Source organism: Pseudomonas sp. 22515 (assembly GCF_052044625.1).
Lineage (GTDB): Bacteria > Pseudomonadota > Gammaproteobacteria > Pseudomonadales > Pseudomonadaceae > Aquipseudomonas > Aquipseudomonas alloputida.
Genome location: NZ_JBQENN010000018.1, coordinates 1 through 25,527 on the forward strand (window position 1 = coordinate 1; position 25,527 = coordinate 25,527).

37 protein-coding genes are annotated in these 25,527 nt (G+C 57.8%); 35 read left to right on the plus strand and 2 right to left on the minus strand.

All coding sequences use genetic code 11. The features are described from left to right. The 31 genes from tuf to bfr all read left to right on the plus strand — a co-directional run. On the plus strand, window positions 1-1,179 hold a 1,179-nt coding region (gene tuf / locus ACTJJN_RS17325; protein WP_304485061.1), incomplete at its 5' end, for an elongation factor Tu. Window positions 1,180-1,320: 141 nt separating this feature from the next. After that, the gene (gene rpsJ / locus ACTJJN_RS17330; protein WP_003186070.1) at window positions 1,321-1,632 is read left to right on the plus strand and encodes a 30S ribosomal protein S10; all 312 of its coding nucleotides are present in this window, start codon (window positions 1,321-1,323) and stop codon (window positions 1,630-1,632) included. Window positions 1,633-1,712: 80 nt separating this feature from the next. Then, window positions 1,713-2,348, plus strand: coding sequence for a 50S ribosomal protein L3 (rplC, locus tag ACTJJN_RS17335; RefSeq protein ID WP_003255486.1), 636 nt, complete (start codon window positions 1,713-1,715; stop codon window positions 2,346-2,348). A gap of 12 nt (window positions 2,349-2,360) precedes the next feature. Continuing rightward, entirely contained in the window at window positions 2,361-2,963 is a 603-nt protein-coding gene (rplD, locus tag ACTJJN_RS17340) for a 50S ribosomal protein L4 (RefSeq protein WP_003255485.1), read from the plus strand. Then, window positions 2,960-3,259: a 50S ribosomal protein L23 gene (rplW, locus tag ACTJJN_RS17345; RefSeq protein WP_003255484.1), complete on the plus strand. Its 300-nt coding sequence runs from the start codon at window positions 2,960-2,962 to the stop codon at window positions 3,257-3,259. Before rplD ends, rplW begins: the two co-directional genes overlap by 4 nt. 14 nt (window positions 3,260-3,273) lie before the next feature. Next, window positions 3,274-4,098, plus strand: coding sequence for a 50S ribosomal protein L2 (gene rplB / locus ACTJJN_RS17350; RefSeq protein WP_003255483.1), 825 nt, complete (start codon window positions 3,274-3,276; stop codon window positions 4,096-4,098). A gap of 16 nt (window positions 4,099-4,114) precedes the next feature. Further along, complete coding sequence (gene rpsS, locus ACTJJN_RS17355) at window positions 4,115-4,390, plus strand: 30S ribosomal protein S19 (protein WP_003255482.1); 276 nt, start codon at window positions 4,115-4,117, stop codon at window positions 4,388-4,390. Window positions 4,391-4,401: 11 nt separating this feature from the next. Continuing rightward, window positions 4,402-4,734, plus strand: coding sequence for a 50S ribosomal protein L22 (gene rplV / locus ACTJJN_RS17360; protein ID WP_003103908.1), 333 nt, complete (start codon window positions 4,402-4,404; stop codon window positions 4,732-4,734). Between the two features lie 13 nt (window positions 4,735-4,747). Beyond that, a complete protein-coding gene (rpsC, locus tag ACTJJN_RS17365) occupies window positions 4,748-5,434 on the plus strand; it encodes a 30S ribosomal protein S3 (RefSeq protein WP_003255481.1) in 687 nt (228 codons plus the stop codon). Window positions 5,435-5,446: 12 nt separating this feature from the next. Further along, window positions 5,447-5,860, plus strand: a complete 414-nt coding sequence (rplP, locus tag ACTJJN_RS17370) for a 50S ribosomal protein L16 (RefSeq protein ID WP_003255479.1) — start codon at window positions 5,447-5,449, stop codon at window positions 5,858-5,860. Continuing rightward, complete coding sequence (gene rpmC, locus ACTJJN_RS17375; RefSeq protein WP_002555481.1) at window positions 5,860-6,051, plus strand: 50S ribosomal protein L29; 192 nt, start codon at window positions 5,860-5,862, stop codon at window positions 6,049-6,051. Before rplP ends, rpmC begins: the two co-directional genes overlap by 1 nt. Window positions 6,052-6,053: 2 nt before the next feature. After that, window positions 6,054-6,320 (plus strand): 30S ribosomal protein S17, encoded by a 267-nt coding sequence (gene rpsQ, locus ACTJJN_RS17380; RefSeq protein ID WP_003255478.1) that lies wholly within the window; start codon window positions 6,054-6,056, stop codon window positions 6,318-6,320. A gap of 23 nt (window positions 6,321-6,343) precedes the next feature. Beyond that, window positions 6,344-6,712 carry a 50S ribosomal protein L14 gene (rplN, locus tag ACTJJN_RS17385; protein WP_002555479.1) on the plus strand — a complete coding sequence of 123 codons (369 nt, stop codon included), beginning with the start codon at window positions 6,344-6,346 and terminating at the stop codon, window positions 6,710-6,712. A gap of 11 nt (window positions 6,713-6,723) precedes the next feature. Continuing rightward, entirely contained in the window at window positions 6,724-7,038 is a 315-nt protein-coding gene (gene rplX / locus ACTJJN_RS17390) for a 50S ribosomal protein L24 (RefSeq protein ID WP_003255476.1), read from the plus strand. Between the two features lie 20 nt (window positions 7,039-7,058). Further along, window positions 7,059-7,598, plus strand: a complete 540-nt coding sequence (gene rplE / locus ACTJJN_RS17395) for a 50S ribosomal protein L5 (RefSeq protein WP_003255474.1) — start codon at window positions 7,059-7,061, stop codon at window positions 7,596-7,598. A 13-nt stretch (window positions 7,599-7,611) separates the two neighbouring features. Further along, window positions 7,612-7,917 carry a 30S ribosomal protein S14 gene (gene rpsN, locus ACTJJN_RS17400; protein ID WP_003255472.1) on the plus strand — a complete coding sequence of 102 codons (306 nt, stop codon included), beginning with the start codon at window positions 7,612-7,614 and terminating at the stop codon, window positions 7,915-7,917. 208 nt (window positions 7,918-8,125) lie between these two features. After that, complete coding sequence (gene rpsH, locus ACTJJN_RS17405; RefSeq protein ID WP_003255471.1) at window positions 8,126-8,518, plus strand: 30S ribosomal protein S8; 393 nt, start codon at window positions 8,126-8,128, stop codon at window positions 8,516-8,518. Window positions 8,519-8,530: 12 nt separating this feature from the next. Further along, the gene (rplF, locus tag ACTJJN_RS17410; protein WP_003255469.1) at window positions 8,531-9,064 is read left to right on the plus strand and encodes a 50S ribosomal protein L6; all 534 of its coding nucleotides are present in this window, start codon (window positions 8,531-8,533) and stop codon (window positions 9,062-9,064) included. Between the two features lie 10 nt (window positions 9,065-9,074). Further along, window positions 9,075-9,425, plus strand: a complete 351-nt coding sequence (gene rplR, locus ACTJJN_RS17415) for a 50S ribosomal protein L18 (protein WP_003255467.1) — start codon at window positions 9,075-9,077, stop codon at window positions 9,423-9,425. A 3-nt stretch (window positions 9,426-9,428) separates the two neighbouring features. Continuing rightward, the gene (rpsE, locus tag ACTJJN_RS17420) at window positions 9,429-9,929 is read left to right on the plus strand and encodes a 30S ribosomal protein S5 (protein ID WP_003255465.1); all 501 of its coding nucleotides are present in this window, start codon (window positions 9,429-9,431) and stop codon (window positions 9,927-9,929) included. A 2-nt stretch (window positions 9,930-9,931) separates the two neighbouring features. Further along, complete coding sequence (gene rpmD, locus ACTJJN_RS17425; RefSeq protein WP_003255463.1) at window positions 9,932-10,108, plus strand: 50S ribosomal protein L30; 177 nt, start codon at window positions 9,932-9,934, stop codon at window positions 10,106-10,108. Between the two features lie 3 nt (window positions 10,109-10,111). Further along, complete coding sequence (gene rplO / locus ACTJJN_RS17430) at window positions 10,112-10,546, plus strand: 50S ribosomal protein L15 (protein WP_003255461.1); 435 nt, start codon at window positions 10,112-10,114, stop codon at window positions 10,544-10,546. Next, window positions 10,547-11,878, plus strand: a complete 1,332-nt coding sequence (secY, locus tag ACTJJN_RS17435; RefSeq protein ID WP_003255459.1) for a preprotein translocase subunit SecY — start codon at window positions 10,547-10,549, stop codon at window positions 11,876-11,878. Between the two features lie 28 nt (window positions 11,879-11,906). Beyond that, window positions 11,907-12,023: a 50S ribosomal protein L36 gene (rpmJ, locus tag ACTJJN_RS17440; RefSeq protein WP_002555468.1), complete on the plus strand. Its 117-nt coding sequence runs from the start codon at window positions 11,907-11,909 to the stop codon at window positions 12,021-12,023. A 131-nt stretch (window positions 12,024-12,154) separates the two neighbouring features. Then, the gene (rpsM, locus tag ACTJJN_RS17445) at window positions 12,155-12,511 is read left to right on the plus strand and encodes a 30S ribosomal protein S13 (protein ID WP_003255457.1); all 357 of its coding nucleotides are present in this window, start codon (window positions 12,155-12,157) and stop codon (window positions 12,509-12,511) included. 18 nt (window positions 12,512-12,529) lie between these two features. Continuing rightward, window positions 12,530-12,919, plus strand: a complete 390-nt coding sequence (rpsK, locus tag ACTJJN_RS17450) for a 30S ribosomal protein S11 (protein ID WP_003255454.1) — start codon at window positions 12,530-12,532, stop codon at window positions 12,917-12,919. 15 nt (window positions 12,920-12,934) lie between these two features. Beyond that, window positions 12,935-13,555, plus strand: a complete 621-nt coding sequence (rpsD, locus tag ACTJJN_RS17455; protein ID WP_003255453.1) for a 30S ribosomal protein S4 — start codon at window positions 12,935-12,937, stop codon at window positions 13,553-13,555. A gap of 22 nt (window positions 13,556-13,577) precedes the next feature. Beyond that, window positions 13,578-14,579 (plus strand): DNA-directed RNA polymerase subunit alpha, encoded by a 1,002-nt coding sequence (locus tag ACTJJN_RS17460; RefSeq protein WP_003255452.1) that lies wholly within the window; start codon window positions 13,578-13,580, stop codon window positions 14,577-14,579. Between the two features lie 42 nt (window positions 14,580-14,621). Continuing rightward, window positions 14,622-15,008, plus strand: coding sequence for a 50S ribosomal protein L17 (gene rplQ, locus ACTJJN_RS17465; RefSeq protein WP_003255451.1), 387 nt, complete (start codon window positions 14,622-14,624; stop codon window positions 15,006-15,008). A gap of 172 nt (window positions 15,009-15,180) precedes the next feature. Beyond that, window positions 15,181-16,620: a catalase gene (locus ACTJJN_RS17470; protein WP_088513612.1), complete on the plus strand. Its 1,440-nt coding sequence runs from the start codon at window positions 15,181-15,183 to the stop codon at window positions 16,618-16,620. Window positions 16,621-16,783: 163 nt separating this feature from the next. Next, entirely contained in the window at window positions 16,784-17,248 is a 465-nt protein-coding gene (bfr, locus tag ACTJJN_RS17475; protein WP_003255449.1) for a bacterioferritin, read from the plus strand. 72 nt (window positions 17,249-17,320) lie between these two features. Here bfr and uvrA read toward each other — a convergent pair whose 3' ends face one another. Continuing rightward, window positions 17,321-20,155 carry an excinuclease ABC subunit UvrA gene (gene uvrA, locus ACTJJN_RS17480; RefSeq protein WP_060538760.1) on the minus strand — a complete coding sequence of 945 codons (2,835 nt, stop codon included), beginning with the start codon at window positions 20,153-20,155 and terminating at the stop codon, window positions 17,321-17,323. A gap of 129 nt (window positions 20,156-20,284) precedes the next feature. Between uvrA and ACTJJN_RS17485 the strand changes: the two genes are divergently transcribed. Both ACTJJN_RS17485 and ACTJJN_RS17490 read left to right on the plus strand, forming a co-directional pair. Then, window positions 20,285-21,679: an MFS transporter gene (locus ACTJJN_RS17485; protein ID WP_088513613.1), complete on the plus strand. Its 1,395-nt coding sequence runs from the start codon at window positions 20,285-20,287 to the stop codon at window positions 21,677-21,679. A gap of 9 nt (window positions 21,680-21,688) precedes the next feature. Continuing rightward, window positions 21,689-22,234 (plus strand): single-stranded DNA-binding protein, encoded by a 546-nt coding sequence (locus ACTJJN_RS17490; RefSeq protein ID WP_003255446.1) that lies wholly within the window; start codon window positions 21,689-21,691, stop codon window positions 22,232-22,234. Between the two features lie 90 nt (window positions 22,235-22,324). Here the strand turns inward: ACTJJN_RS17490 and ACTJJN_RS17495 are convergent, their stop codons facing one another. After that, entirely contained in the window at window positions 22,325-23,707 is a 1,383-nt protein-coding gene (locus tag ACTJJN_RS17495; RefSeq protein WP_003255445.1) for an aminotransferase-like domain-containing protein, read from the minus strand. A gap of 201 nt (window positions 23,708-23,908) precedes the next feature. On the opposite strand from ACTJJN_RS17495, the gene ACTJJN_RS17500 reads away from it, so the two are divergent. After that, the gene (locus ACTJJN_RS17500) at window positions 23,909-24,694 is read left to right on the plus strand and encodes a sulfite exporter TauE/SafE family protein (protein WP_017148059.1); all 786 of its coding nucleotides are present in this window, start codon (window positions 23,909-23,911) and stop codon (window positions 24,692-24,694) included. A 21-nt stretch (window positions 24,695-24,715) separates the two neighbouring features. Further along, on the plus strand, window positions 24,716-25,477 hold the full coding sequence (locus ACTJJN_RS17505) for an SDR family NAD(P)-dependent oxidoreductase (RefSeq protein WP_004576896.1): 762 nt from the start codon (window positions 24,716-24,718) through the stop codon (window positions 25,475-25,477). The last annotated feature ends 50 nt before the right edge of the window (window positions 25,478-25,527 follow it).

Genomic DNA, 25,527 nt, shown 5'->3' on the forward strand with positions numbered 1-25,527 from the left:
TTTGATCGTTCCCTTCCCCACGTTAACGTCGGCACTATCGGCCACGTTGACCACGGTAAGACCACTCTGACCGCAGCTCTGACTCGCGTTTGCTCCGAAGTTTTCGGTTCGGCAATCGTTGAGTTCGACAAGATCGACTCGGCTCCGGAAGAAAAAGCGCGCGGTATCACCATCAACACCGCTCACGTTGAGTACAACTCGACCATTCGTCACTACGCTCACGTTGACTGCCCAGGTCACGCTGACTACGTGAAGAACATGATCACCGGTGCTGCCCAGATGGACGGCGCGATCCTGGTTTGCTCGGCCGCCGATGGTCCGATGCCACAAACCCGTGAGCACATCCTGCTGTCCCGTCAGGTGGGCGTTCCGTACATCGTGGTCTTCCTGAACAAGGCTGACCTGGTAGATGACGCTGAGCTGCTGGAACTGGTCGAGATGGAAGTTCGCGACCTGCTGTCCACCTATGACTTCCCAGGCGACGACACCCCGATCATCATCGGTTCGGCTCGTATGGCGCTGGAAGGCAAAGACGACAACGAAATGGGCACTACCGCTGTTAAGAAGCTGGTAGAAACTCTGGACAGCTACATTCCTGAGCCAGTTCGTGCTATCGACCAGCCGTTCCTGATGCCGATCGAAGACGTGTTCTCGATTTCGGGTCGTGGTACCGTTGTTACCGGTCGTATCGAGCGTGGTATCGTCCGCGTTCAGGATCCGCTGGAAATCGTTGGTCTGCGTGACACCACCACCACCACCTGCACCGGTGTTGAGATGTTCCGCAAGCTGCTGGACGAAGGTCGTGCTGGCGAGAACTGCGGCGTTCTGCTGCGTGGCACCAAGCGTGACGACGTTGAGCGTGGTCAGGTTCTGGTCAAGCCAGGTTCGGTCAAGCCGCACACCAAGTTCACCGCAGAAGTCTACGTCCTGTCGAAGGAAGAAGGCGGCCGTCACACGCCGTTCTTCAAAGGCTACCGTCCACAGTTCTACTTCCGTACCACTGACGTGACCGGTAACTGCGAACTGCCGGAAGGCGTTGAAATGGTAATGCCAGGTGACAACATTCAGATGACTGTTACCCTGATCAAGACCATCGCAATGGAAGACGGTCTGCGCTTCGCTATCCGTGAAGGCGGTCGTACCGTCGGCGCCGGCGTTGTGGCCAAAATCATCGAGTAATCACTCGACCGATTGAAAAAACCCCCGCTCAGCGGGGGTTTTTTTTATTGGGTTGACACTAATTGGGGGCGTCTATAGAATCACGCCTCCTTTTAGCGGGCGTAGTGCGTCCGTTGGGAACAGCCTGGAGTCTGAAATCCAATGCAAAATCAGCAAATCCGTATCAGGTTGAAGGCTTTCGACCATCGCCTGATCGACCAATCCACCCAGGAAATCGTGGAAACCGCGAAACGTACTGGTGCACAAGTGCGTGGTCCAATTCCACTGCCTACCCGCAAAGAGCGTTTCACCGTTCTGGTTTCCCCGCACGTCAACAAAGACGCGCGTGACCAGTACGAGATTCGCACTCATAAGCGTGTTCTGGACATCGTCCAGCCAACGGATAAAACCGTTGACGCGCTGATGAAGCTTGATCTGGCGGCAGGTGTGGAAGTACAGATCAGCCTCGGCTAAGACTTCGGTCTAGTCGTGTAACGCTCTGAAATGGGCGGCCATAGCGGGTGAAAGCCCCGTACACTCATGAGGTTTACAACATGACTATTGGTGTAATCGGTCGCAAGTGCGGTATGACCCGCATTTTCACCGAAGAAGGTGTCTCCATTCCGGTCACGGTCATTGAGATCGAGCCGAATCGCGTCACCCAGTTCAAAACTGAAGAAACCGATGGCTACCGTGCAGTGCAAGTCACTGTCGGCGAGCGTCGTGCTTCGCGTGTGACTGCCGCTCAGGCAGGCCACTTCGCCAAGGCCAACGTTGCCGCTGGTCGCGGTGTTTGGGAGTTCCGTCTTGAAGAAGGCGATTTCCAGGCTGGCGATCTGATCAAAGCTGAACTCTTCACTGCAGGCCAGCTGGTTGACGTTACTGGTCAGTCCAAAGGTAAAGGCTTCGCCGGTACCATCAAGCGCTGGAACTTCCGTGGTCAGGACAACACCCACGGTAACTCCGTGTCGCACCGTGTTCCTGGTTCCATCGGCCAGTGCCAGACTCCTGGTCGTGTGTTCAAGGGCAAGAAAATGTCCGGTCACATGGGCGCCGAGCGCGTGACTGTTCAGTCCCTGGAAGTAGTTCGCGTAGACGCTGAACGCAACCTGCTGCTGATCAAGGGTGCCGTACCTGGCGCTACTGGCGGCGACGTGGTTGTACGTCCAGCTGTCAAGGCTCGCGGTTAAGGGGAAACTGACATGCAACTTAATGTAAATGACGCTCAGGCGATCGAAGTTTCCGAACTGACTTTCGGTGGCGAATTCAACGAGACGCTGGTTCACCAAGCAGTCGTGGCCTACATGGCTGGCGGCCGTCAGGGTACCAAGCAGCAGAAGACCCGTTCCGACGTGGCTGGTGGCGGTAAGCGCCCATGGCGTCAGAAGGGTACTGGCCGTGCTCGTGCTGGTACCACTCGTGGTCCGATCTGGCGTGGCGGTGGTGTAACCTTCGCAGCTCGCCCTCAAGATCACTCGCAAAAGCTCAACAAGAAGATGTATCGCGCAGCTCTGCGCTCCATCCTCGCTGAGCTGGTGCGTAGCGACCGTCTGGTCGTGGTTCAGGACTTCGCTGTTGAAGCACCGAAAACCAAAGATCTGCTGAACAAGCTGAACGGCATGGGTCTGAGCGACGTGTTGATCGTTTCCGACGCTGTTGATCAGAACCTGTACCTGGCTGCTCGTAACCTGCCGCACGTCGATGTACGTGACGTACAAGGTTCCGACCCGGTCAGTCTGATCGCATACGAGAAAGTGTTGATCACTGTCTCGGCCGTGAAGAAATTCGAGGAGCTGCTGGGATGAACCAGGAACGCGTATTCAAAGTCCTCCTTGGCCCGCACGTTTCCGAGAAGGCTACCGTTCTGGCTGAGAAAAAAGGCCAGTTCGTATTCAAGGTTGCTACTGATGCAACCAAGCTGGAAATCAAGAAAGCTGTCGAAGGCCTGTTCAACGTAAAAGTTGAAAACGTGTCGACTGTTAACGTTCTGGGTAAAACCAAGCGTACCGCACGTGGTCTGGGCAAGCGTAATGACTGGAAGAAGGCGATCGTCTCCCTTCAGCCAGGCCAAGATCTCGATTTCAGCAGCAGTGCTGAGTAAGGAAGGGGTGCATCATGGCAATCGTTAAATGCAAACCGACTTCCCCTGGCCGCCGTTTCGTGGTCAAGGTGGTCAACAAGGAGCTGCACAAAGGCGCTCCTCACGCACCGCTGATCGAGAAAAAATCGAAGTCTGGTGGTCGTAACAACAATGGCCGCATTACCACTCGTCACGTTGGTGGTGGTCACAAGCAGCATTACCGTCTGGTCGACTTCCGTCGCAACGACAAAGATGGCATTCCAGCCACTGTCGAGCGTATCGAATACGATCCAAACCGTACTGCTCACATCGCCCTGCTGTGCTACGCAGACGGTGAGCGTCGCTACATCATCGCGCCTAAAGGCGTGAGCGCTGGCGACCAGCTGATCGCAGGTGCCCTGGCCCCAATCAAGGCCGGTAACTCCCTGCAGCTGCGCAACATTCCAGTAGGTAGCACCATTCACGGCATCGAACTGAAGCCGGGTAAAGGTGCTCAGATCGCTCGTTCCGCTGGTGCTTCGGCTCAGCTGATCGCTCGCGAAGGTGTCTACGTGACCCTGCGTCTGCGCTCTGGTGAAATGCGTAAAGTCCTGGCTGAGTGCCGTGCGACCCTGGGCGAAGTCTCGAACTCCGAGCACAGCCTGCGTTCGCTGGGTAAAGCTGGTGCCAAACGCTGGCGCGGCGTTCGCCCAACCGTTCGTGGTGTTGCCATGAACCCGGTTGACCACCCACACGGTGGTGGTGAAGGTCGTACCTCCGGTGGTCGTCATCCGGTATCGCCATGGGGCTTCCCAACCAAGGGTGCTAAAACCCGTGGTAATAAGCGTACCGACAACATGATCGTCCGTCGTCGCAAGTAACTAGAGGGATACGACAGTGCCACGTTCTCTGAAAAAAGGTCCTTTTATCGATCTTCACCTGTTGAAGAAGGTCGAAGTGGCGGTGGAGAAGAACGATCGCAAGCCAGTTAAAACCTGGTCGCGCCGTTCGATGATCCTGCCACAAATGGTCGGTCTGACCATCGCGGTTCACAACGGTCGCCAGCATGTTCCAGTTCTCGTGAACGAAGACATGGTCGGCCACAAACTGGGCGAGTTCGCCGGTACCCGCACCTATCGCGGGCACGTGGCTGACAAGAAAGCCAAGCGTTAAGGGGTAAGGAAATGGAAGTAGCCGCTAAGTTGTCGGGCGCTCGCATCTCCGCCCAGAAAGCCCGCTTGGTCGCCGACCAGATCCGCGGGAAGAAGGTGGGCGAAGCGCTCAACCTGTTGGCCTTCAGCAGCAAAAAAGCCGCTGAAATCATGAAGAAAGTCCTCGAGTCGGCCGTAGCCAACGCCGAACACAACGAAGGCGCAGACGTTGATGACCTGAAGGTCTCCACCGTCTTCGTCAACGAAGGGCGTTCGCTGAAGCGCATCATGCCACGTGCCAAAGGCCGTGCTGATCGCATCGTCAAGCGGTCTTGCCATATCACTGTCAAGGTTGCGGACAAGTAACGGAGTCGATCAGATGGGTCAGAAAGTACATCCCACTGGCATTCGCCTGGGAATCGTCAAGGAGCACACCTCCGTCTGGTACGCAGACGGTGCTACTTACGCAGATTACCTGTTGAAGGATCTGAAAACGCGTGAGTACCTCCAAGACAAACTAAAAAGCGCGTCCGTAAGCCGTATCGATATTCATCGTCCGGCTCAAACTGCACGCATCACCATCCACACCGCTCGTCCCGGTATCGTTATCGGTAAGAAAGGTGAAGATGTCGAGAAGCTGCGTCAGGACCTGACCAAGCAGATGGGTGTGCCTGTGCACATCAACATCGAAGAGATCCGCAAGCCGGAACTCGACGCTATGCTGGTTGCGCAGAGCGTAGCTCAGCAGCTGGAACGCCGTGTAATGTTCCGTCGCGCCATGAAGCGCGCGGTACAGAACGCCATGCGTATTGGTGCCAAGGGCATCAAGATCCAGGTGAGCGGTCGTCTCGGCGGTGCTGAGATTGCTCGTACCGAGTGGTATCGCGAAGGTCGTGTGCCTCTGCACACCCTGCGTGCCGATATCGACTACAACACCTACGAAGCTCACACCACTTACGGTGTGATCGGTGTGAAGGTTTGGATCTTCAAAGGCGAAGTTATTGGTGGTCGCCAAGAAGAACTGAAACCACAAGCACCAGCGCCTCGTAAAAAAGCTGCTAAGTAAGGGGTACGCCAAATGTTGCAACCAAAGCGTACAAAATTCCGCAAGCAGATGACTGGCCACAACCGTGGTCTGGCACTGCGCGGTAGCAAAGTCAGCTTCGGCGAATTCGCCCTGAAAGCTGTTGCTCGCGGTCGCCTCACCGCTCGCCAGATCGAGTCCGCACGTCGTGCGCTGACCCGTCACGTTAAGCGTGGCGGTAAGATCTGGATCCGTGTGTTCCCGGACAAGCCGATCTCCAAAAAACCTCTTGAGGTTCGTATGGGTAAAGGTAAGGGCTCCGTGGAATACTGGGTTGCCCAGATTCAGCCAGGCAAAGTCCTGTACGAGATCGAGGGTGTTTCTGAAGAGCTGGCGCGCGAAGCTTTCGCCCTGGCTGCTGCAAAGCTGCCTCTCGCCACCTCCTTTGTTAAGCGGACGGTGATGTGATGAAAGCGAATGAACTTCGTGAAAAATCGGCACAGCAACTGAACGAGCAACTGCTCGGCTTGCTGCGCGACCAGTTCAATCTGCGTATGCAGAAAGCAACTGGCCAGTTGGGGCAGTCGCACCTGCTCTCGCAAGTTAAGCGTGACATCGCTCGCGTGAAAACTGTGCTCAACCAGCAGGCAGGTAAGTGATCATGGCTGAAGCTGAAAAAACCGTCCGTACGCTGACTGGCCGTGTCGTCAGCGACAAAATGGACAAGACCATCACCGTTCTGATCGAGCGTCGCGTAAAGCACCCGATCTACGGTAAATACGTTAAGCGTTCGACTAAGCTGCACGCGCACGACGAAGCCAACCAGTGCAAGATCGGCGACAAGGTTTCCATCCGTGAAACCCGTCCGCTGGCCAAGACCAAGTCCTGGGCACTGGTTGAAGTCCTCGAACGCGCTGTTGAAGTCTAAGGGCTAGGGGTCGGAGAAATTTTATGATTCAGACTCAATCCATGCTCGATGTGGCCGATAACAGCGGCGCTCGTCGCGTCATGTGCATCAAGGTACTCGGCGGTTCGCACCGCCGTTACGCCGGTATCGGTGACATCATCAAAGTAACCGTCAAGGAAGCAATTCCGCGCGGTAAGGTCAAAAAAGGCCAGGTGATGACCGCAGTCGTCGTACGTACCCGTCATGGTGTTCGTCGCGCTGACGGTTCCATCATTCGTTTCGACGGCAACGCTGCTGTTCTGCTGAACAACAAGCAAGAGCCGATCGGCACTCGCATCTTCGGGCCAGTGACCCGTGAACTTCGTACTGAGAAGTTCATGAAGATCGTCTCGCTCGCCCCTGAAGTGCTGTAAGGAGATCCGACATGCAAAAGATTCGTCGTGACGACGAGATCATCGTGATCGCCGGCAAAGACAAAGGTAAGCGCGGTAAGGTGCTGAAGGTTCTGGCTGATGACCGTCTGGTTATCGGTGGCGTGAACCTGGTCAAGCGTCATACCAAGCCTAACCCGATGGCGGGCGTACAGGGCGGTATCGTCGAGAAAGAAGCGCCTCTGCACGCTTCCAACGTTGCCATCTTCAACGGTGAAACCAACAAGGCTGACCGCGTTGGTTTCAAAGTAGAAGACGGTAAAAAAATTCGTGTCTTCAAGTCGACCCAAAAAGCGGTTGATGCTTGAACACTGCTAGGTAGAAGACCATGGCACGACTGAAAGAGATTTACCGGAACGAAATCGCTCCTAAGCTTAAGGAAGAACTTAAGCTGTCGAACGTGATGGAAGTTCCGCGCGTTACCAAGATCACCCTGAACATGGGTCTGGGCGAAGCGATCGGCGACAAGAAAGTCATCGAGCACGCTGTTGCCGACCTGGAAAAGATCACCGGTCAAAAGCCGGTCGTGACTTTCGCTCGCAAATCCATCGCTGGCTTCAAAGTCCGCGAAGGCTGGCCGATCGGCGTCAAGGTGACCCTGCGTAGCGACAAGATGTACGAATTCCTGGACCGCCTGCTGGCGATCTCCCTGCCTCGGGTTCGCGACTTCCGCGGCCTGAATGCCAAGTCCTTCGATGGTCGTGGCAACTACAGCATGGGCGTGAAAGAGCAGATCATCTTCCCGGAAATCGACTACGACAAGATCGATGCTCTGCGCGGTTTGGACATCACCCTGACCACCACTGCTCGTTCGGACGACGAAGGCCGCGCTCTGCTGCGTGCTTTCAAGTTCCCGTTCCGCAACTGATTGGAGTAGGAAAATGGCCAAGAAGAGCATGAAAAACCGCGAGCTGAAGCGTCAGCTCACGGTAGCAAAGTTCGCCAAGAAGCGTGCTGAGCTGAAAGCGACCATCGTCAACCTGAACGCCTCTCCAGAAGAGCGTTTCGCTGCCGTTGTCGCTCTGCAGAAGCAGCCACGCGACGCTAGCGCCTCGCGCCTGCGCAACCGTTGCCGCCTGACCGGTCGTCCTCACGGTGTATACCGTAAGTTCGGCCTGGGCCGTAACATGCTGCGTCAAGCTGCAATGCGCGGTGACGTACCAGGCCTGGTCAAGGCCTCCTGGTAATCGCTGCAGGCAAGGCGCGGGTGGAAGGGGAGCAATCTTCCGACCGCCGGTGACCTTGCCAACAAACAAGCCCCTATATGGGGCTTGTTTCGTTTCTGCCTTGTGTCTAGAATGACCGGCTCACCTGAGCCTGGGTTTTTGCCCAAACCGTTCGGGTGGTTGTCATAGCCGCAAGGCTAATAATTCTTGTATCAGGAGCATCTAGCCCATGAGTATGCAGGACCCGTTAGCGGACATGCTAACTCGCATCCGTAATGCCCAGATGGCTGAAAAGTCCGTCGTAAGCATGCCTTCCTCTACCCTGAAGGTCGCGGTTGCCAAAGTTCTGAAGGACGAAGGTTACATCGCTGGCTACCAGGTAACTGGTGAGGCCAAGCCTTCCCTGTCGATCGAACTGAAGTACTTCGAAGGCCGTCCGGTCATCGAGGAACTGAAGCGCTCCAGCCGTCCAGGCCTGCGCCAGTACAAGGCCGTCACCGATCTGCCGAAAGTACGTGGCGGTCTGGGCGTGTCTATCGTCTCCACCAACAAAGGTGTGATGACTGATCGCGCTGCGCGCGCTGCCGGTGTCGGCGGCGAAGTTCTGTGCACAGTGTTCTAAGGGGGGATAGACATGTCTCGCGTCGCTAAGAACCCCGTTAAGCTGCCATCCGGTGTCGAAGTCAAATTCGCCGGTCAGCAGCTTTCGGTGAAGGGTGCCAAAGGTACTCTCGAACTGAACGTTCACTCGTCTGTTGAAGTTACCGAAGAGTCTGGTGAGCTGCGTTTCGTCGCTCGCAATGGTGACCAGCAAGCTCGTGCCATGGCCGGTACCACCCGCGCTCTGGTCAACAACATGGTCCAAGGCGTAAGCCAAGGCTTCGAGCGCAAGCTCCAGCTGGTCGGTGTTGGTTACAAGGCACAGGCTAAAGGCACCGTCCTGAACCTGGCCCTGGGCTTCTCTCACCCAGTGGACTACGAACTGCCAGCCGGTATCACCGCTGAAACACCTAGCCAGACCGACATCCTGATCAAGGGTATCGACAAGCAGCTGGTAGGTCAGGTGGCCGCTGAAATCCGCGACTTCCGTCCGCCAGAGCCTTACAAAGGTAAAGGTGTGCGTTACGCGGACGAAGTAGTCCGTCGTAAAGAAGCCAAGAAGAAGTAGGGCCTAGTAAATGACCGACAAAAAAGTTATTCGACTGCGTCGCGCTCGCAAAGCACGTCTCAAGATGCACGAACTCGAAGTCGTGCGCCTGTGCGTGTTCCGCTCCTCGCAGCACATCTACGCCCAGGTCATTTCGGCCGACGGCAGCAAGGTTCTGGCAAGCGCCTCGACCTTGGACAAAGACCTGCGTGATGGCGCCACTGGCAACATCGACGCGGCCACTAAGGTTGGCAAGCTGGTAGCTGAGCGTGCGAAAGCCGCCGGTGTATCTCAAGTTGCCTTTGACCGTTCCGGCTTCAAGTACCATGGCCGCGTCAAAGCGCTGGCTGATGCTGCTCGTGAAGGCGGGCTGGAGTTCTAAGTTATGGCAAATAACGATCAAAAGCGCGACGAAGGCTACATCGAGAAGCTGGTTCAAGTTAACCGCGTTGCCAAAACCGTAAAAGGCGGCCGTATCTTCACCTTCACCGCGCTGACCGTGGTTGGTGATGGTAAAGGTCGTGTTGGCTTCGGCCGTGGCAAGTCGCGCGAAGTACCAGCCGCGATCCAGAAAGCCATGGAAGCTGCTCGCCGCAACATGATCCAGGTTGACCTGAAGGGCACCACCCTGCAGTACGCCACCAAGGCTGCCCACGGCGCCTCGAAGGTTTACATGCAGCCTGCCTCGGAAGGTACCGGTATCATCGCCGGTGGCGCAATGCGTGCTGTCCTGGAAGTTGCTGGTGTTCAGAACGTTCTGGCCAAGTGCTACGGTTCGACCAACCCAGTGAACGTGGTTTACGCCACCTTCAAGGGTCTGAAAGCCATGCAATCTCCTGAATCCATTGCCGCCAAGCGTGGCAAGAGCGTCGAGGAGATCTTCTGATCATGGCAACCGTAAAAGTAACGCTGATCAAGAGCGTCTCGGGCCGTCTGCCTAACCACAAGCTGTGTGTTAAAGGCCTGGGTCTGCGTCGCATCGGTCACACTGTAGAAGTCCAGGATACTCCCGAGAACCGCGGGATGATCAACAAGGCTTACTACATGCTGAAGGTCGAGGGCTAATCGATGAAACTCAATGATCTGAGTCCAGCGCCGGGTTCCCGTCGCGAGAAGCATCGTCCAGGTCGTGGTATCGGTAGCGGTCTGGGTAAGACCGGCGGCCGTGGCCACAAAGGTCAGACTTCCCGTTCGGGTGGTTCGATCGCTCCTGGCTTCGAAGGCGGTCAACAGCCGCTGCACCGTCGCCTGCCGAAGTTCGGCTTCGTTTCCCTGAAAGCCATGGACCGCGCTGAAGTGCGTCTGTCCGAGCTGGCCAAAGTGGAAGGCGACGTGATCTCCGTGCAATCCCTGAAGGATGCCAACGTGATCAACCAGCACATTCAGCGTGTGAAAATCATGCTGTCTGGCGAAGTTACTCGCGCAGTCACCATCAAGGGTATCGCAGCCACCAAGGGTGCGCGTGCGGCTATCGAAGCAGCTGGCGGCAAATTCGAGGAATAAATGGCTAAGCAAGGTGCTCTCTCTTCGCTCGGTAAGGGCGGGATGTCGGAACTCTGGGCTCGTCTGCGCTTTCTGTTCATGGCGATCATCGTCTATCGGATAGGTGCGCATATCCCGGTTCCCGGCATCAATCCGGACCGTCTGGCGGATCTGTTTCGGCAGAATGAGGGGACCATTCTTAGCTTGTTCAACATGTTTTCCGGTGGCGCGCTCGAGCGCATGAGCATCTTTGCACTGGGGATCATGCCGTACATCTCGGCATCGATCATCATGCAGTTGATGACGGCGGTCAGCCCGCAACTGGAGCAGTTGAAGAAGGAAGGTGAAGCTGGCCGTCGCAAGATCAGCCAGTACACCCGCTACGGCACCGTTATCCTGGCACTGGTCCAAGCCATTGGCATGTCCATTGGCCTGGCCAACCAGGGCGTGGCGTTTTCTGCAGGCCTGGGCTTCCACGTCGTCGCTGTTTCCACTTTCGTGGCAGGCGCGATGTTCATGATGTGGCTGGGCGAGCAGATCACCGAGCGCGGTGTGGGCAACGGTATCTCGATGTTGATCTTCGCAGGTATCGTTGCCGGTCTTCCGAGAGCAATCGGGCAGTCTTTCGAGTCTGCACGCACAGGCGATATCAACATTTTCGCCTTGGTCGCCATCGGTTTGCTGGCAGTAGCGATTATCGGTTTTGTGGTGTTCATTGAGCGTGGTCAGCGTCGTATCGCCGTTCATTACGCCAAGCGTCAGCAGGGCCGCAAGGTCTTCGCTGCGCAGACTAGCCACTTGCCGCTGAAGGTGAACATGGCGGGGGTTATCCCGGCCATTTTCGCGAGCAGCATTTTGCTGTTCCCGGCTTCGCTGGGTGCCTGGTTTGGTCAGTCCGAAGGTATGGGCTGGCTGCAGGACATCTCGCAGTCGATCGCTCCTGGTCAGCCGTTGAACATTCTGCTGTTTAGTGCAGGGATCATTTTCTTCTGCTTCTTCTACACAGCGTTGATGTTCAACCCGAAAGACGTAGCGGAAAACCTGAAGAAGTCCGGTGCCTTTATTCCGGGTATCCGTCCTGGTGAGCAGTCGGCGCGCTACATTGATGGCGTTCTGACCCGTTTGACCATGTTCGGTGCTCTTTACATGATGGCCGTCTGCCTTCTGCCCCAGTTCCTGGTGGTGGCAGCAAATGTGCCGTTCTACCTTGGCGGGACCTCGTTGCTGATTGTGGTAGTGGTTGTGATGGACTTCATGTCCCAAGTACAATCGCACCTCGTTTCGCACCAGTACGAATCCCTGATGAAGAAAGCCAACCTGAAAGGCTACGGTGGCAGCGGTTTGCTGCGCTGATACGCCCCTAAGGTTCGAGGAGTCGGTAATGAAAGTTCGTGCATCGGTGAAAAAGCTGTGCCGTAACTGCAAGATCATCCGTCGCGAAGGCGTCGTACGAGTGATCTGCAGCGCGGAACCGCGTCACAAACAGCGCCAAGGCTGAGTGTGATCTGCGCTTCAAACCCAGCAGCTAGTGTGCTGCTGGGTTGATTATTCGTTTCTACAGCGATATTATCTCGCGCCCTATTTCTTGGCTTCCGGGGCGTAGGTAGCTGTCAATTGGAGTCCCACTGAATGGCCCGTATTGCAGGCGTCAACATTCCAGATAACAAGCATACTGTTATCTCGCTGACCTACATCTATGGTGTCGGTCGCACAACTGCACAGAAGATTTGTGCAGACGCTGGTGTAAACCCAGCCGCTAAGATCAAGGATCTGAGCGACGAGCAAATCGAAACCCTGCGTGGCGAAGTCGCGAAGTTCACCACCGAAGGTGACCTGCGTCGTGACATCAACATGAAGATCAAGCGCTTGATGGACCTGGGTTGCTACCGCGGCCTGCGTCATCGTAAAGGTCTGCCGGTTCGCGGTCAGCGCACCAAGACCAACGCACGCACCCGTAAGGGCCCGCGTAAGCCGATCCGCAAGTAATCGCCCAGGAATATAGACATGGCAAAACCTGCTGCTCGTCCTCGTAAGAAAGTCAAAAAGACAGTGGTTGATGGCATCGCCCACATCCATGCTTCTTTCAACAACACCATCGTGACCATCACCGACCGTCAGGGCAATGCTTTGTCCTGGGCGACCTCCGGTGGTTCGGGTTTCCGTGGTTCGCGCAAATCCACCCCGTTCGCAGCTCAGATCGCTGCTGAGCGTGCTGGTCAAGCTGCGCTGGAATACGGTCTGAAGAACCTCGACGTTAACGTCAAGGGTCCAGGTCCAGGTCGTGAGTCCGCCGTTCGTGCATTGAACAGCTGCGGCTACAAGATCGCCAGCATCACCGACGTGACGCCAATCCCGCACAACGGGTGCCGTCCGCCGAAGAAGCGTCGCGTGTAATCAGGAGACAGAAGAATGGCACGTTACATTGGTCCAAAATGCAAACTGTCTCGTCGTGAAGGCACCGATCTGTTCCTGAAGAGCGGCGTTCGCGCTCTGGAATCGAAGTGCAATATCGAAGCAGCCCCAGGTATCCACGGCCAGCGCCGTGGCCGTCAGTCCGACTACGGCACCCAGCTGCGTGAGAAACAAAAAGTCCGTCGTATCTACGGTGTTCTGGAGCGTCAGTTCCGCGGTTACTACCAAGCTGCTGCCTCGAAAAAAGGCGCAACCGGTGAGAACCTGCTGCAACTGCTCGAGTGCCGTCTGGATAACGTCGTTTACCGTATGGGCTTCGGCTCGACTCGTTCCGAGTCCCGTCAGCTGGTTTCGCACAAAGCGATCAGCGTCAACGGTAAGACTGTAAACATTCCATCCTACCAAGTTCGTCCGGGGGACGTGGTCGCAGTCCGCGAGAAATCGCTGGGCCAGTTGCGCATTGTTCAAGCCCTTGAACTGTGCGCCCAGCGTGGCCGCGTTGAGTGGGTTGATGTGGATGCTGCTAAAAAGTCGGGCGTTTTCAAGAACGTTCCTGCTCGCAGCGACCTGTCTGCCGACATCAACGAAAACCTGATTGTCGAGCTCTACTCCAAGTAAGGGCTAGAAAATAGGTGCATCCATGCAGATTTCGGTAAATGAGTTCCTGACTCCCCGCCACATTGATGTGCAGGTAGTCAGTCCGACCCGCGCCAAAATTACGCTCGAGCCTCTCGAGCGTGGTTTCGGCCATACCCTGGGCAACGCGCTGCGCCGCATCCTGTTGTCCTCCATGCCTGGCTGTGCAGTAGTCGAGGCCGAGATCGATGGCGTACTCCATGAGTACTCCGCGATCGAAGGTGTTCAGGAAGACGTAATTGAAATCCTGTTGAACCTGAAAGGTCTCGCTATCAAACTGCATGGTCGTGACGAAGTTACGCTGACCTTGTCGAAAAAGGGTTCGGGGGTGGTTACCGCTGCCGATATTCAGCTGGATCACGATGTCGAGATCGTCAACCCCGATCACGTAATCGCGAACCTGGCGTCGAACGGCGCTCTGAACATGAAGCTCACTGTAGCTCGTGGTCGTGGTTACGAGCCGGCCGACTCCCGTCAAACCGACGAAGACGAAAGCCGTAGCATTGGCCGTCTGCAGTTGGACGCCTCCTTCAGCCCGGTGCGTCGTATCGCCTATGTGGTCGAGAACGCCCGTGTTGAACAGCGTACCAACCTGGACAAACTGGTCATTGATCTGGAAACCAACGGCACCCTGGATCCTGAAGAGGCTATCCGCCGCGCTGCGACCATTCTGCAACAGCAGTTGGCCGCGTTCGTCGACCTCAAAGGTGACAGCGAGCCTGTCGTAGTCGAGCAGGAAGACGAGATCGATCCGATCCTGCTGCGTCCGGTTGACGACCTGGAACTGACTGTACGTTCGGCCAACTGCCTCAAGGCGGAGAACATCTACTACATCGGCGACCTGATTCAGCGTACCGAAGTAGAGCTGTTGAAGACTCCTAACCTGGGTAAGAAGTCCCTGACTGAAATCAAGGACGTTCTGGCCTCTCGTGGTCTGTCTCTCGGCATGCGCCTCGACAACTGGCCGCCTGCAAGTCTTAAGAAAGACGACAAGGCGACCGCCTGATCGTCGTAATCACCGAACGTAGTGTTTGGTAAGGAATGAATCATGCGTCATCGTAAAAGTGGACGTCACCTGAGCCGCACCAGCTCTCACCGCAAGGCTATGTTCCAGAACATGGCAGTGTCGCTGATCGAGCACGAGCTGATCAAAACCACCCTGCCGAAAGCCAAGGAACTGCGCCGCGTTGCCGAGCCGCTGATCACCCTGGCCAAGGAAGACAGCGTTGCTAACCGTCGTCTGGCCTTCGACCGTACCCGTTCGAAGTCCGCTGTTGGCAAACTGTTCAACGACCTGGGCAAGCGTTACGCCACCCGTCAGGGCGGCTACCTGCGCATCCTGAAGTGCGGTTTCCGCGCTGGCGACAACGCGCCTATGGCGTACGTCGAGCTGGTTGATCGTCCGGTCGGCGGTGCTGTAGAAGCTGCTGAGTAAGACGTTCTGTCTGCTACAGAAAACCGGGCCTAGTGCCCGGTTTTTTGTTTTTACATCTATTGTTTATTTCTATTGATGTAAGTCATGTAATGAATTTGTCCCTGTAATCTTGCTCGTCAATACTCTCTCTACAGCCGATTAGCCGGCCCTTGAAGACCGAAAAGGAGAGCCCATGAGCAAGATTCTCACCACCGCCAGCGGTGCACCTGTAGCCGACAACCAGAACTCCCGCTCCGCCGGCCCGCGCGGTCCGCTGTTGCTCGACGACTTCCACCTGATCGAGAAGCTCGCCCATTTCAATCGCGAGAACATTCCTGAGCGCCGCGTCCATGCCAAAGGCTCGGGCGCCTACGGTAACTTTACCGTTACTCACGATATCACCGGCTATACCAGCGCCAAGCTGTTCGAAGAGGTCGGTAAACAAACCGAGACTTTCTTGCGTTTCTCCACCGTTGGTGGCGAGCGCGGCTCTGCAGATACCGAGCGTGACCCGCGTGGCTTCGCGGTGAAGTTCTACACCGAGGAAGGCAACTGGGACATCGTCGGTAACAACACGCCAGTGTTCTTCATTCGCGATCCACTGAAATTCCCGGACTTTATCCACACCCAGAAACGCCACCCGCAGTCCAACCTGAAGAACGCTCAGATGATGTGGGATTTCTGGTCGCACTCCCCAGAAGCGCTGCATCAGGTCACCATCCTGTTTTCCGACCGTGGCATTCCGGACGGCTACCGTCACATGCATGGCTTCGGCAGCCACACCTACAGCCTGATCAATGCAAAGGGCGAACGCACTTGGGTCAAGTGGCACTTCAAGACCCAACAAGGCATCAAGAACCTCACCCCGGCAGACGCTGCACGCCTGGCAGGTACCGACCCGGATTACGCTCAGCGCGACCTCTTCGAGGCCATTGGGCGTGGCGACTACCCGCGCTGGACTGTCTGCATTCAGGTGATGAGCGAAGCCGAGGCTGCCAGCCGCGACGAGAACCCATTCGACGTGACCAAAACCTGGTCGCAGAAGGATTATCCGCTCATCGAGGTGGGTGTGCTGGAGCTCAACCGTAACCCACTCAACTATTTTGCAGAGGTCGAGCAGGCCGCGTTCGGCCCGAGCAATATGGTGCCCGGCGTCGGTCTTTCACCGGACCGCATGCTGCAAGGCCGTGTATTCGCCTACGCCGACGCGCACCGCTATCGCGTGGGCACCAACCACCAGCAATTGCCAGTCAACGCGCCACGTTGCCCGGTCAACAGCTATCAGCGCGACGGCTCGATGGCCACCGGCAGTTACGGTAGTGCACCGAACTACGAGCCAAACAGCTACAGCGATGCCCCGAAACAGTCGCCACGTCATGCTGAGCCAGCATTGGCAATGAATGGTGCGGCTGATCGCTACGATCACCGCGAGGACACCGACTACTTCAGCCATGCTGGCGCCTTGTTCCGTTTGATGAGCGATGAGCAGAAAGCCCTGCTGATCAGCAACATCGCCGGTGCCATGGCCGGTGTCAGCGAAGACGTGATTCAGCGTCAGCTACAGTACTTCTTCAAGGCGGATCCGGCCTATGGCGAAGGGATTGCGAAGGCTTTGGGCATCAATCTCGCCTAAGTCGAAGTGATAAGAAGAACCGCCCTCATTTGGGCGGTTTTTCAATGAATATCACTACTGTTTAACCGATTTTTTGCGTCTGATTGCGCGTTTTTCAGTGACCATAGGCAAAAGCTGGTTCACACTATGTGGCATAGACGTTTTCACATGGAGAATCAGGGCGATGCAAGGCCACCCGGATGTAATCAACTATCTCGTCACGCTGCTGAAGGGCGAACTGGCGGCACGCGACCAGTACTTCATTCATTCGCGCATGTACGAAGACTGGGGCCTGTCCAAGCTCTACGAGCGCATCAACCACGAGATGGAGGAAGAGACGCAGCACGCCGATGCCCTGATGCGTCGTATCCTCATGCTCGAAGGGACCCCTGACATGCGTGCGGATGACCTGGAGGTCGGTAGCACCGTGCCGGAAATGATCGAGGCAGACCTCAAGCTCGAATACAAGGTGCGCGGTGCGCTTTGTAAAGGCATCGAGCTATGCGAACTGCACAAGGACTACGTCAGTCGTGACATCCTGCGTGCGCAGCTGGCCGACACCGAAGAAGATCACACCTACTGGCTTGAGAAGCAGCAGGGCCTGATCAAGGCCATTGGGCTGGAAAACTACCTGCAGTCGCAGATGTAAGTTACCCACAGGCTCAAGTAAAAGCCCCTGGCACCCTCGGTACCAGGGGCTTTTTCATTGCGCTGGCAACACTTAGGCCCGATCCCGCTCCAGCAATGGTTTCAGGTAATGGCCGGTATATGACTGCTTCATCTCGCTCAGCTCTTCTGGCGTACCGCAGGCAATGATCTGCCCACCCTTGGAGCCGCCCTCAGGCCCCAGGTCAACCAGCCAGTCGGCAGTCTTGATCACATCCAGGTTATGCTCGATCACCACCACGGTATTGCCGTGGTCGCGCAGGCGATGCAACACATCCAGCAGTTGCTGGATATCGGCAAAGTGCAGACCGGTAGTAGGTTCGTCGAGGATGTACAAGGTCTTGCCGGTATCGCGCTTGGACAATTCGCGCGACAGCTTCACCCGCTGCGCCTCACCGCCGGACAACGTGGTCGCTGATTGCCCCAGTTTGATGTACGACAGGCCCACATCCATCAACGTTTGCAGCTTGCGCGCCAGCGCCGGCACCGCATCGAAGAACTCTCGGGCATCCTCGATGGTCATTTCCAGCACCTCGTGGATGTTCTTGCCCTTGTACTTGATCTCCAAGGTTTCGCGGTTGTAGCGCTTGCTCTTGCACACGTCACACGGCACGTAGATGTCCGGCAGGAAGTGCATTTCCACCTTGATCAGGCCATCGCCCTGGCAGGCCTCGCAACGGCCCCCCTTGACGTTGAATGAGAAACGCCCCGGACCATAACCCCGCGAGCGTGACTCCGGTACACCGGAGAACAGCTCGCGGATCGGCGTGAAGATGCCGGTGTAGGTCGCCGGGTTGGAGCGTGGTGTGCGGCCGATCGGGCTCTGGTCGATATCCACCACCTTGTCCAGGTGCTGCAGGCCGTCCATGCTGCTGTGCGGTGCGGCTTCCAGACTGCTTGCGCCATTGAGTGCCGTGGCGGCCAAGGGGAAAAGGGTGTTGTTGATCAGCGTCGATTTGCCCGAGCCGGATACACCAGTCACGCAGGTCAGCAGGCCGATCGGTACTTCCAGGTCGACGTTCTGCAGGTTGTTGCCACGCGCGCCTTTGAGCTTGAGCTGCAGCTTCTTGTTGCGCGGCGTGCGCTTGGCCGGCACGACGATCTTCTTGCGCCCGGACAGGTACTTGCCAGTCAGCGAATCGGGATGGTTCATGACCTCCTGGGGCGAGCCCTCGGCGACGATCTGCCCACCGTGAACACCGGCGCCTGGGCCGATATCGACCACGTAGTCGGCCAGCCGAATGGCGTCCTCGTCGTGTTCCACCACGATCACCGTGTTGCCCAGGTCGCGCAAATGGTTGAGGGTGGCCAACAGGCGGTCGTTGTCGCGTTGATGAAGGCCGATGGACGGTTCATCGAGGATGTACATCACCCCCACCAGACCGGCGCCGATCTGGCTGGCGAGTCGGATACGTTGCGCTTCACCGCCGGACAGGGTGTCGGCGCTACGATCCAGGGTCAGGTAGTCGAGGCCGACATTGACCAGGAACTGAAGTCGTTCGCAGATTTCCTTGAGGATTTTTGCCGCGATTTCGCCACGGCGGCCGGTGAGGGTCAGTTGACCAAAGTAGTTGCTGGCTTCACCAATCGGCAAATTGGTTACCGCCGGCAGGGTTTTCTCGCCCACCCACACATGGCGCGCCTCGCGGCGCAGGCGCGTACCCCGGCAATCCGGGCACGGTTGCGTACCAAGGAATTTGGCCAGTTCTTCACGCACTGTGGCCGATTCGGTTTCACGGTAGCGGCGCTCAAGGTTCGGCACAATGCCTTCGAACGGGTGCGATCGCTTGACGATATCGCCTCGGTCGTTGAGGTACTTGAAATCGACACTCTGCTTGCCGCTGCCCTGCAGGATCACTTTCTGGTGTTCGGCTGACAGCTCGCCGAAAGGCTCCTCCAGGCTGAAGCCATAGTGCGCAGCCAACGAACCGAGCATCTGGAAGTAGTACACGTTACGCCGGTCCCAGCCGCGGATCGCGCCTTCGGCCAAGGTCAGTTCCGTGTTGACCAAGCGTTTGGTGTCGAAGAACTGCTTGACCCCCAGGCCGTCGCAAGTCGGGCAAGCGCCCGCCGGGTTGTTGAAGGAAAACAGCTTCGGTTCCAGCTCGCTGATTGCGTGGCCGCACACCGGACAGGCGAAGCGCGCGGAGAAGATCGTCTCTTCGCCTTGTTCGTCGTCCATCGGTGCCACCAGGGCAATACCGTCGGCCAGCTTCAACGCGGTTTCGAACGATTCGGCCAGGCGCTGTTGCAGGTCGGCGCGGACTTTGAAGCGGTCAACCACCACATCGATGCTGTGCTTCTTCTGTTTGTCCAGCTTGGGCAATTCATCGAGTTCGTAGAGCTTGCCGTTGACCCTGGCCCGCACGAAGCCCTGGGCGCGAAGCTCGTCAAACACCGCCAGGTGCTCGCCCTTGCGCTCGCGCACCACCGGCGCGAGCAGCATCAGCTTGCTGCCTTCCGGGCGCTCCAGCACCAGGTCGACCATCTGGCTGATCGTTTGCGCCTCCAGCGGGATATCGTGGTCCGGGCAGCGTGGAGTACCGACGCGGGCGTACAACAGGCGCAGATAGTCGTAGATTTCGGTGATGGTGCCGACCGTGGAGCGCGGGTTGTGCGAGGTCGACTTCTGCTCGATGGAAATCGCCGGCGACAGGCCTTCGATGGTGTCGACGTCGGGCTTTTCCATCATCGACAGGAACTGCCGGGCGTAGGCCGACAGCGATTCCACGTAGCGGCGCTGGCCTTCGGCGTACAAGGTATCGAACGCCAGGGACGACTTGCCGGAACCGGACAGGCCGGTGATCACGATCAACTTGTCCCGGGGCAGGGTCAGGTCGATGTTCTTCAGGTTGTGGGTACGTGCCCCACGAATCAGGATCTTGTCCACTGCGGCCTCGCTTGGCGGGCATAAACAAGGAAGTATACGGCGCGCCAGTATGACGCGGCAAAGCGTCGCGTAGATGCCGTCAAGCTGTCGGACTGATAGAATCGCCGCCGGTTCACACGAGGTTAATCCATGCACGACACCCACAACGAGCGTATGAGTGGCGGCGAAACCCGCGCCGCTGGCGGCCTTGCCCTGGTCTTTGCCTTTCGTATGCTGGGCATGTTCATGGTCTTGCCGGTACTGGCCACCTACGGCATGGACCTGGCTGGCGCCACGCCTGCCCTGATCGGCCTGGCCATTGGTGCCTATGGCCTGACCCAGGCGGTATTGCAGATCCCGTTCGGGATGATTTCCGACCGCATCGGTCGCCGGCCGGTGATTTATCTGGGGCTGGTGATCTTCGCCCTGGGCAGTGTACTGGCGGCCCAGGCCGACTCTATCTGGGGCGTGATTGCCGGGCGCATCCTGCAGGGCGCGGGGGCAATTTCTGCTGCGGTCATGGCACTGCTGTCGGACCTCACCCGCGAACAACACCGGACCAAGGCCATGGCCATGATCGGCATGAGCATCGGCCTGTCGTTTGCTGTCGCCATGGTCGTCGGTCCATTGCTGACAAGTGCCTTTGGTTTGTCAGGTTTGTTCCTGGTCACGGCTGGGCTGGCCCTGGTCGGCATGCTGTTGATCGCGTTTGTCGTGCCCAGCACCCACAGCATTTTGCAGCACCGCGAGTCGGGTGTGGCGCGCCAGGCCATCGGCCCGACCCTGCGCCATCCGGACCTTCTGCGCCTGGACGTCAGCATTTTCATCCTGCACGCCGTCCTCATGGCCAGCTTCGTTGCGCTGCCGCTGGCGTTCGTCGAGCGTGGCGGCCTGCCCAAGGAGCAGCATTGGTGGGTGTACCTGACCGCGCTGTTCATCTCATTTTTTGCAATGGTCCCGTTCATCATCTACGGCGAAAAAAAGCGCAAGATGAAACGTGTGTTGGCCGGCGCGGTCAGTGTCCTGCTGCTGACGGAGATATACTTCTGGGAGTGGGCTGACGGTTTGCGCGGACTGGTGGTTGGCACCGTGGTATTCTTTACCGCATTCAACCTGCTGGAGGCTTCGCTGCCTTCTCTGGTGAGCAAGGTGTCGCCTGCCGGTGGCAAGGGGACGGCAATGGGGGTGTATTCCACCAGCCAGTTCCTCGGTGCAGCGTTAGGCGGGATCCTTGGCGGCTGGCTGTTCCAGCACGGTGGGCTGAACACGGTGTTCCTCGGTAGCGCGGTGCTGTGTGCTATCTGGCTGATCGTCGCCTTGCGCATGAACGAGCCGCCATATGTGACCAGCCTGCGCATGCCCCTGACGCCTGAGGCGGTCCGGGAAGCCGGCCTGACCGAGCGCCTGATGGCCGTGCCGGGTGTGACCGACGCTGTGGTGGTGGCAGAAGAAGCCGCCATCTATATCAAACTGGATACGAAAATTTTGGACCGTGCGACCCTCGAGCGACTGGTGAATCCAGCCTCTTCGGCGTGCGAAGCCTAGGAGAACGTTATGGCCCGTGGGGTTAACAAAGTCATTCTGGTCGGTACCTGTGGCCAGGATCCCGAAGTCCGCTACCTGCCCAACGGTAACGCCGTGACCAACCTGAGCCTGGCCACCAGCGAGCAGTGGACTGACAAGCAGTCGGGCCAGAAGGTCGAGCGTACCGAGTGGCACCGTGTGTCGCTGTTCGGCAAGGTTGCCGAAATCGCTGGCGAGTACCTGCGCAAGGGTTCGCAGTGCTACATCGAAGGCAAGCTGCAGACCCGCGAGTGGGAAAAAGACGGCATCAAGCGCTACACCACCGAGATCATCGTCGACATCAACGGCACCATGCAGCTGCTCGGCGGTCGTCCGCAAGGCCAGCAGCAGGGCGGCGACCCATACAACCAGGGTGGCGGCAATTACGGTGGCGGCCAGCAGCAACAGTACAACCAGGCACCGCCACGCCAGCAGGCCCAGCGCCCGCAACAGGCCCCTCAGCGCCCAGCGCCGCAACAGCCTGCGCCGCAGCCGGCTGCTGACTTCGACAGCTTCGATGACGATATTCCGTTCTGATCAGAGCGGTAAGGCGTTCAGCAAGACCAGAAACCCAGGGCAGTTGCCCTGGGTTTTTTTATGGGCAGCACCGCGTATCTGGCATCGCTTTCAGTAGAACAACCGCGGCTCCGCCGAATCCAGCAGGCTTGCCAGCTTGGTCAGGGCAAAGCCCAGTGCCTGGCGGCTGGGTGCCATCAGGGCGATGCGCACACCGCTGGTGGGGTGGCTGCGTTCTGGCAGGAACTGGCTGCCGCTGACCACCGTTACGCCGTTATCACGCGCCAGGTTGGCAAACTCGTCGCTGGTCCACGGTTCTGGCAGCTCCAGCCAGATATGGAAGCTGTGAGGCTGGGTGCGGATCTTGTATTGGCCAAGAATCTCCCGGGCCATGTGCTGGCGCGCGGCCGCCTCCTGTTGCTGCATACGCACCAGCTGGTCGGCCTTGCCGCTGTTGATCAGGTTGCTGGCCAGTTGCGCCATCAGTGGCGATGGCATCCACACGCTGCTGCGTACCATCGATGATAACCGCGACAGGGTTTGCGGCGGGGCGTACAGGTAGCCGATGCGCAGTGCCGGCAGCACGCTTTTGGACAGGCTGGTGAGGTACACCGAGCGTTCAGGCGCATACGCTGCAAGCGGCTTGTAGCCCGGGTCGGGCTCGAGAAAACCGTAGATATCGTCATCCACGATGAACAGGTCGAACTCACGGGCGATCTCGGCGATAGCCTGACGCCTTGCTGGGGGCATGATCGAGTTGGTCGGGTTCTGGTGCGTGGTGACGCACACCAGCAGGGAAGGGCGGTGTTCCAGGCAGGCCGCGCGCAATGCCTCCGGGATGAGCCCGTGTTCGTCCATGGCGACGCCGCGCAGGCGCCGGCCCAGGCTGTGGGCCAGGGATATGATGCCCGGGTAGCAGAGCGACTCGCACAGCACCACATCGTCACTCTTCGACAGGCTGCTGATGGCCACCAGCAGCCCATGCTGGGCGCCAGCGGTCAGTACCACCTGCTGCCAGCGAGCATCAGGCAGCCAGCGCTGTATCCAGGTCGCACCGGCTTGTTTGTGGGACGTGTGGCCACCTTCTGTCACATAGTCGAGTACCTGCCCCAAGTCCGAGGAGGCGGCCAGTTCGCGGATAGCCGTGCCTAGCCACTCGCTCATGTGAGCGTCGTTGGGCTTGATGATCGAGAGGTCGATCTGGCTACTTTCGCCGGCAACGGGTGTGGGCACCGACGGGGCGGGTAATGGCTGCCGCAGTTGCCTGACAAATGTGCCTCGGCCTACCTCGCCAGCCACCAAACCACGCTTGGCTGCTTCGTCGTAGGCCCTGCCAACCGTGCCGGGGGTTACATTCAGCGCCTCGGCCAGGTCCTTGAGCGTGGGTAAGCGATCACCTTCTGCAAGCCGACCACGTTCGATGTCCTGTTCAAGGGCATCAGCGATCATCAGGTAAACCGGCTGTGTTTGATGGCTGTATTGGGGAACCCACATGGGAGATGGCACCAGGCTCTGCAAGAGCGCGAAAGCCTAGCATGAAAGCTCGGATGCAGGTAATGATGGTAATTGGTTAAATTGAGTTGAATTTATTTTAGATTGAATCGATTCAATTTTTGAAATTACAATCATCGCACCGATCAGACCGGCCACACTCGGGCTGCGCCTGGCATAACGCTCCACTGGATGGACATCGCTATGGAAATGTTGGGTTCTTACTGGGCGGAGCACTGGTTGCTGGCAGTCCTCATACTTGGCGCGATCGCCTTCGTTGCGGGCTTCGTCGACAGCATTGCCGGTGGTGGTGGTTTGTTTCTGGTGCCGGGTTTTCTGCTGGTTGGCCTGCCGCCCCAAGTGGCACTGGGCCAGGAAAAACTGGTCAGTACCCTCGGCACGCTGGCGGCTATCCGCAACTTCCTGGCCAACAGCAAGATGGTCTGGCAGGTAGCGTTGGTCGGGGTGCCGTTTTCGCTATTAGGCGCCTACCTGGGGGCACACCTGATCGTATCGATCTCGCAGGAAACGGTGGGCAAGATCATCCTGGCACTGATCCCGCTCGGCATTCTCATTTTCCTTACCCCCAAGGATCGTCCGGTCGAGGAGCGCGAGCTGTCTTCGCGAATGCTGTACACCGTAGTGCCGTTGACTTGCCTGGTCATCGGCTTCTATGACGGCTTTTTCGGCCCCGGTACCGGCAGCATGTTCATCATCGCTTTCCATTACCTGCTGCGCATGGACCTGGTCTCCAGTTCAGCCAACTCCAAAACCTTCAACTTCGCTTCCAACATCGGTGCTTTGGTGGCGTTCGTCAGCGCAGGCAAGGTCGTCTACCTGCTGGCATTGCCACTTGTGGCCTGCAACATCCTCGGTAACCACCTGGGCAGTTCCCTGGCCTTGCGTAAAGGCAACGATGTGGTGCGCAAGGCGTTGGTGTTCTCGATGCTCTGCCTGTTCACCAGCCTGGGCGTGAAGTACCTGACCTGACCCATTGATAGGAGATAACGAATGAAAACCGCATTTGTAACCGGTGCTTCCTCAGGCTTTGGCCGCGCCATCTGCTGCACCCTGATCGGCAAAGGCTACCGTGTGGTCGGTGGCGCCAGGCGCATGGACAAACTGAAAGCACTTGAGGACGAACTGGGCGTAAATTTCATTCCGCTGGCGCTGGATGTCACTGACCCCGAATCGCTCGAGAAGGCGGTCGAGCAGCTGCGTGAGGCGTCGCTGCAGATCGATCTGCTGGTCAACAACGCGGGGCTGGCGCTGGGCGTGGATCGAGCCCAAACCAGCAGTGCCGCAAACTGGCAGCAGATGATCGACACCAACATCACCGGCTTGGCCATGGTCACCCACAAGATCCTGCCGCAAATGGTGGAAGCCGATAGCGGCATGATCATCAACATCGGCTCGATTGCCGGCACTTACCCCTACCCGGGCGGTAACGTGTATGGCGCCAGCAAGGCGTTCGTCCGCCAGTTCAGCCTCAACCTGCGTGCCGACCTGGCTGGCACCCGCGTGCGGGTGAGCAACATCGAGCCGGGGTTGTGCTCTGGCACTGACTTCTCGGTGGTGCGCCTCAATGGCGACCTGGACGCCGTGCAGGCCTTGTATCGGGATGTAGAGGCCCTCCTGCCGGAGGACATCGCAGCAACGGTAGCCTGGGTTGCCGAGCAGCCGGCGCACGTGAATATCAATACCATCGAGATCATGCCTGTGGCGCAGAGCAGTGCGGCGCTGAATGTGGTGCGCAACTTGCCACGTGCCTGATCGAGGCCGCACCACTGACCCAGGTCATCGCACCTTCTGGATTCTTGACT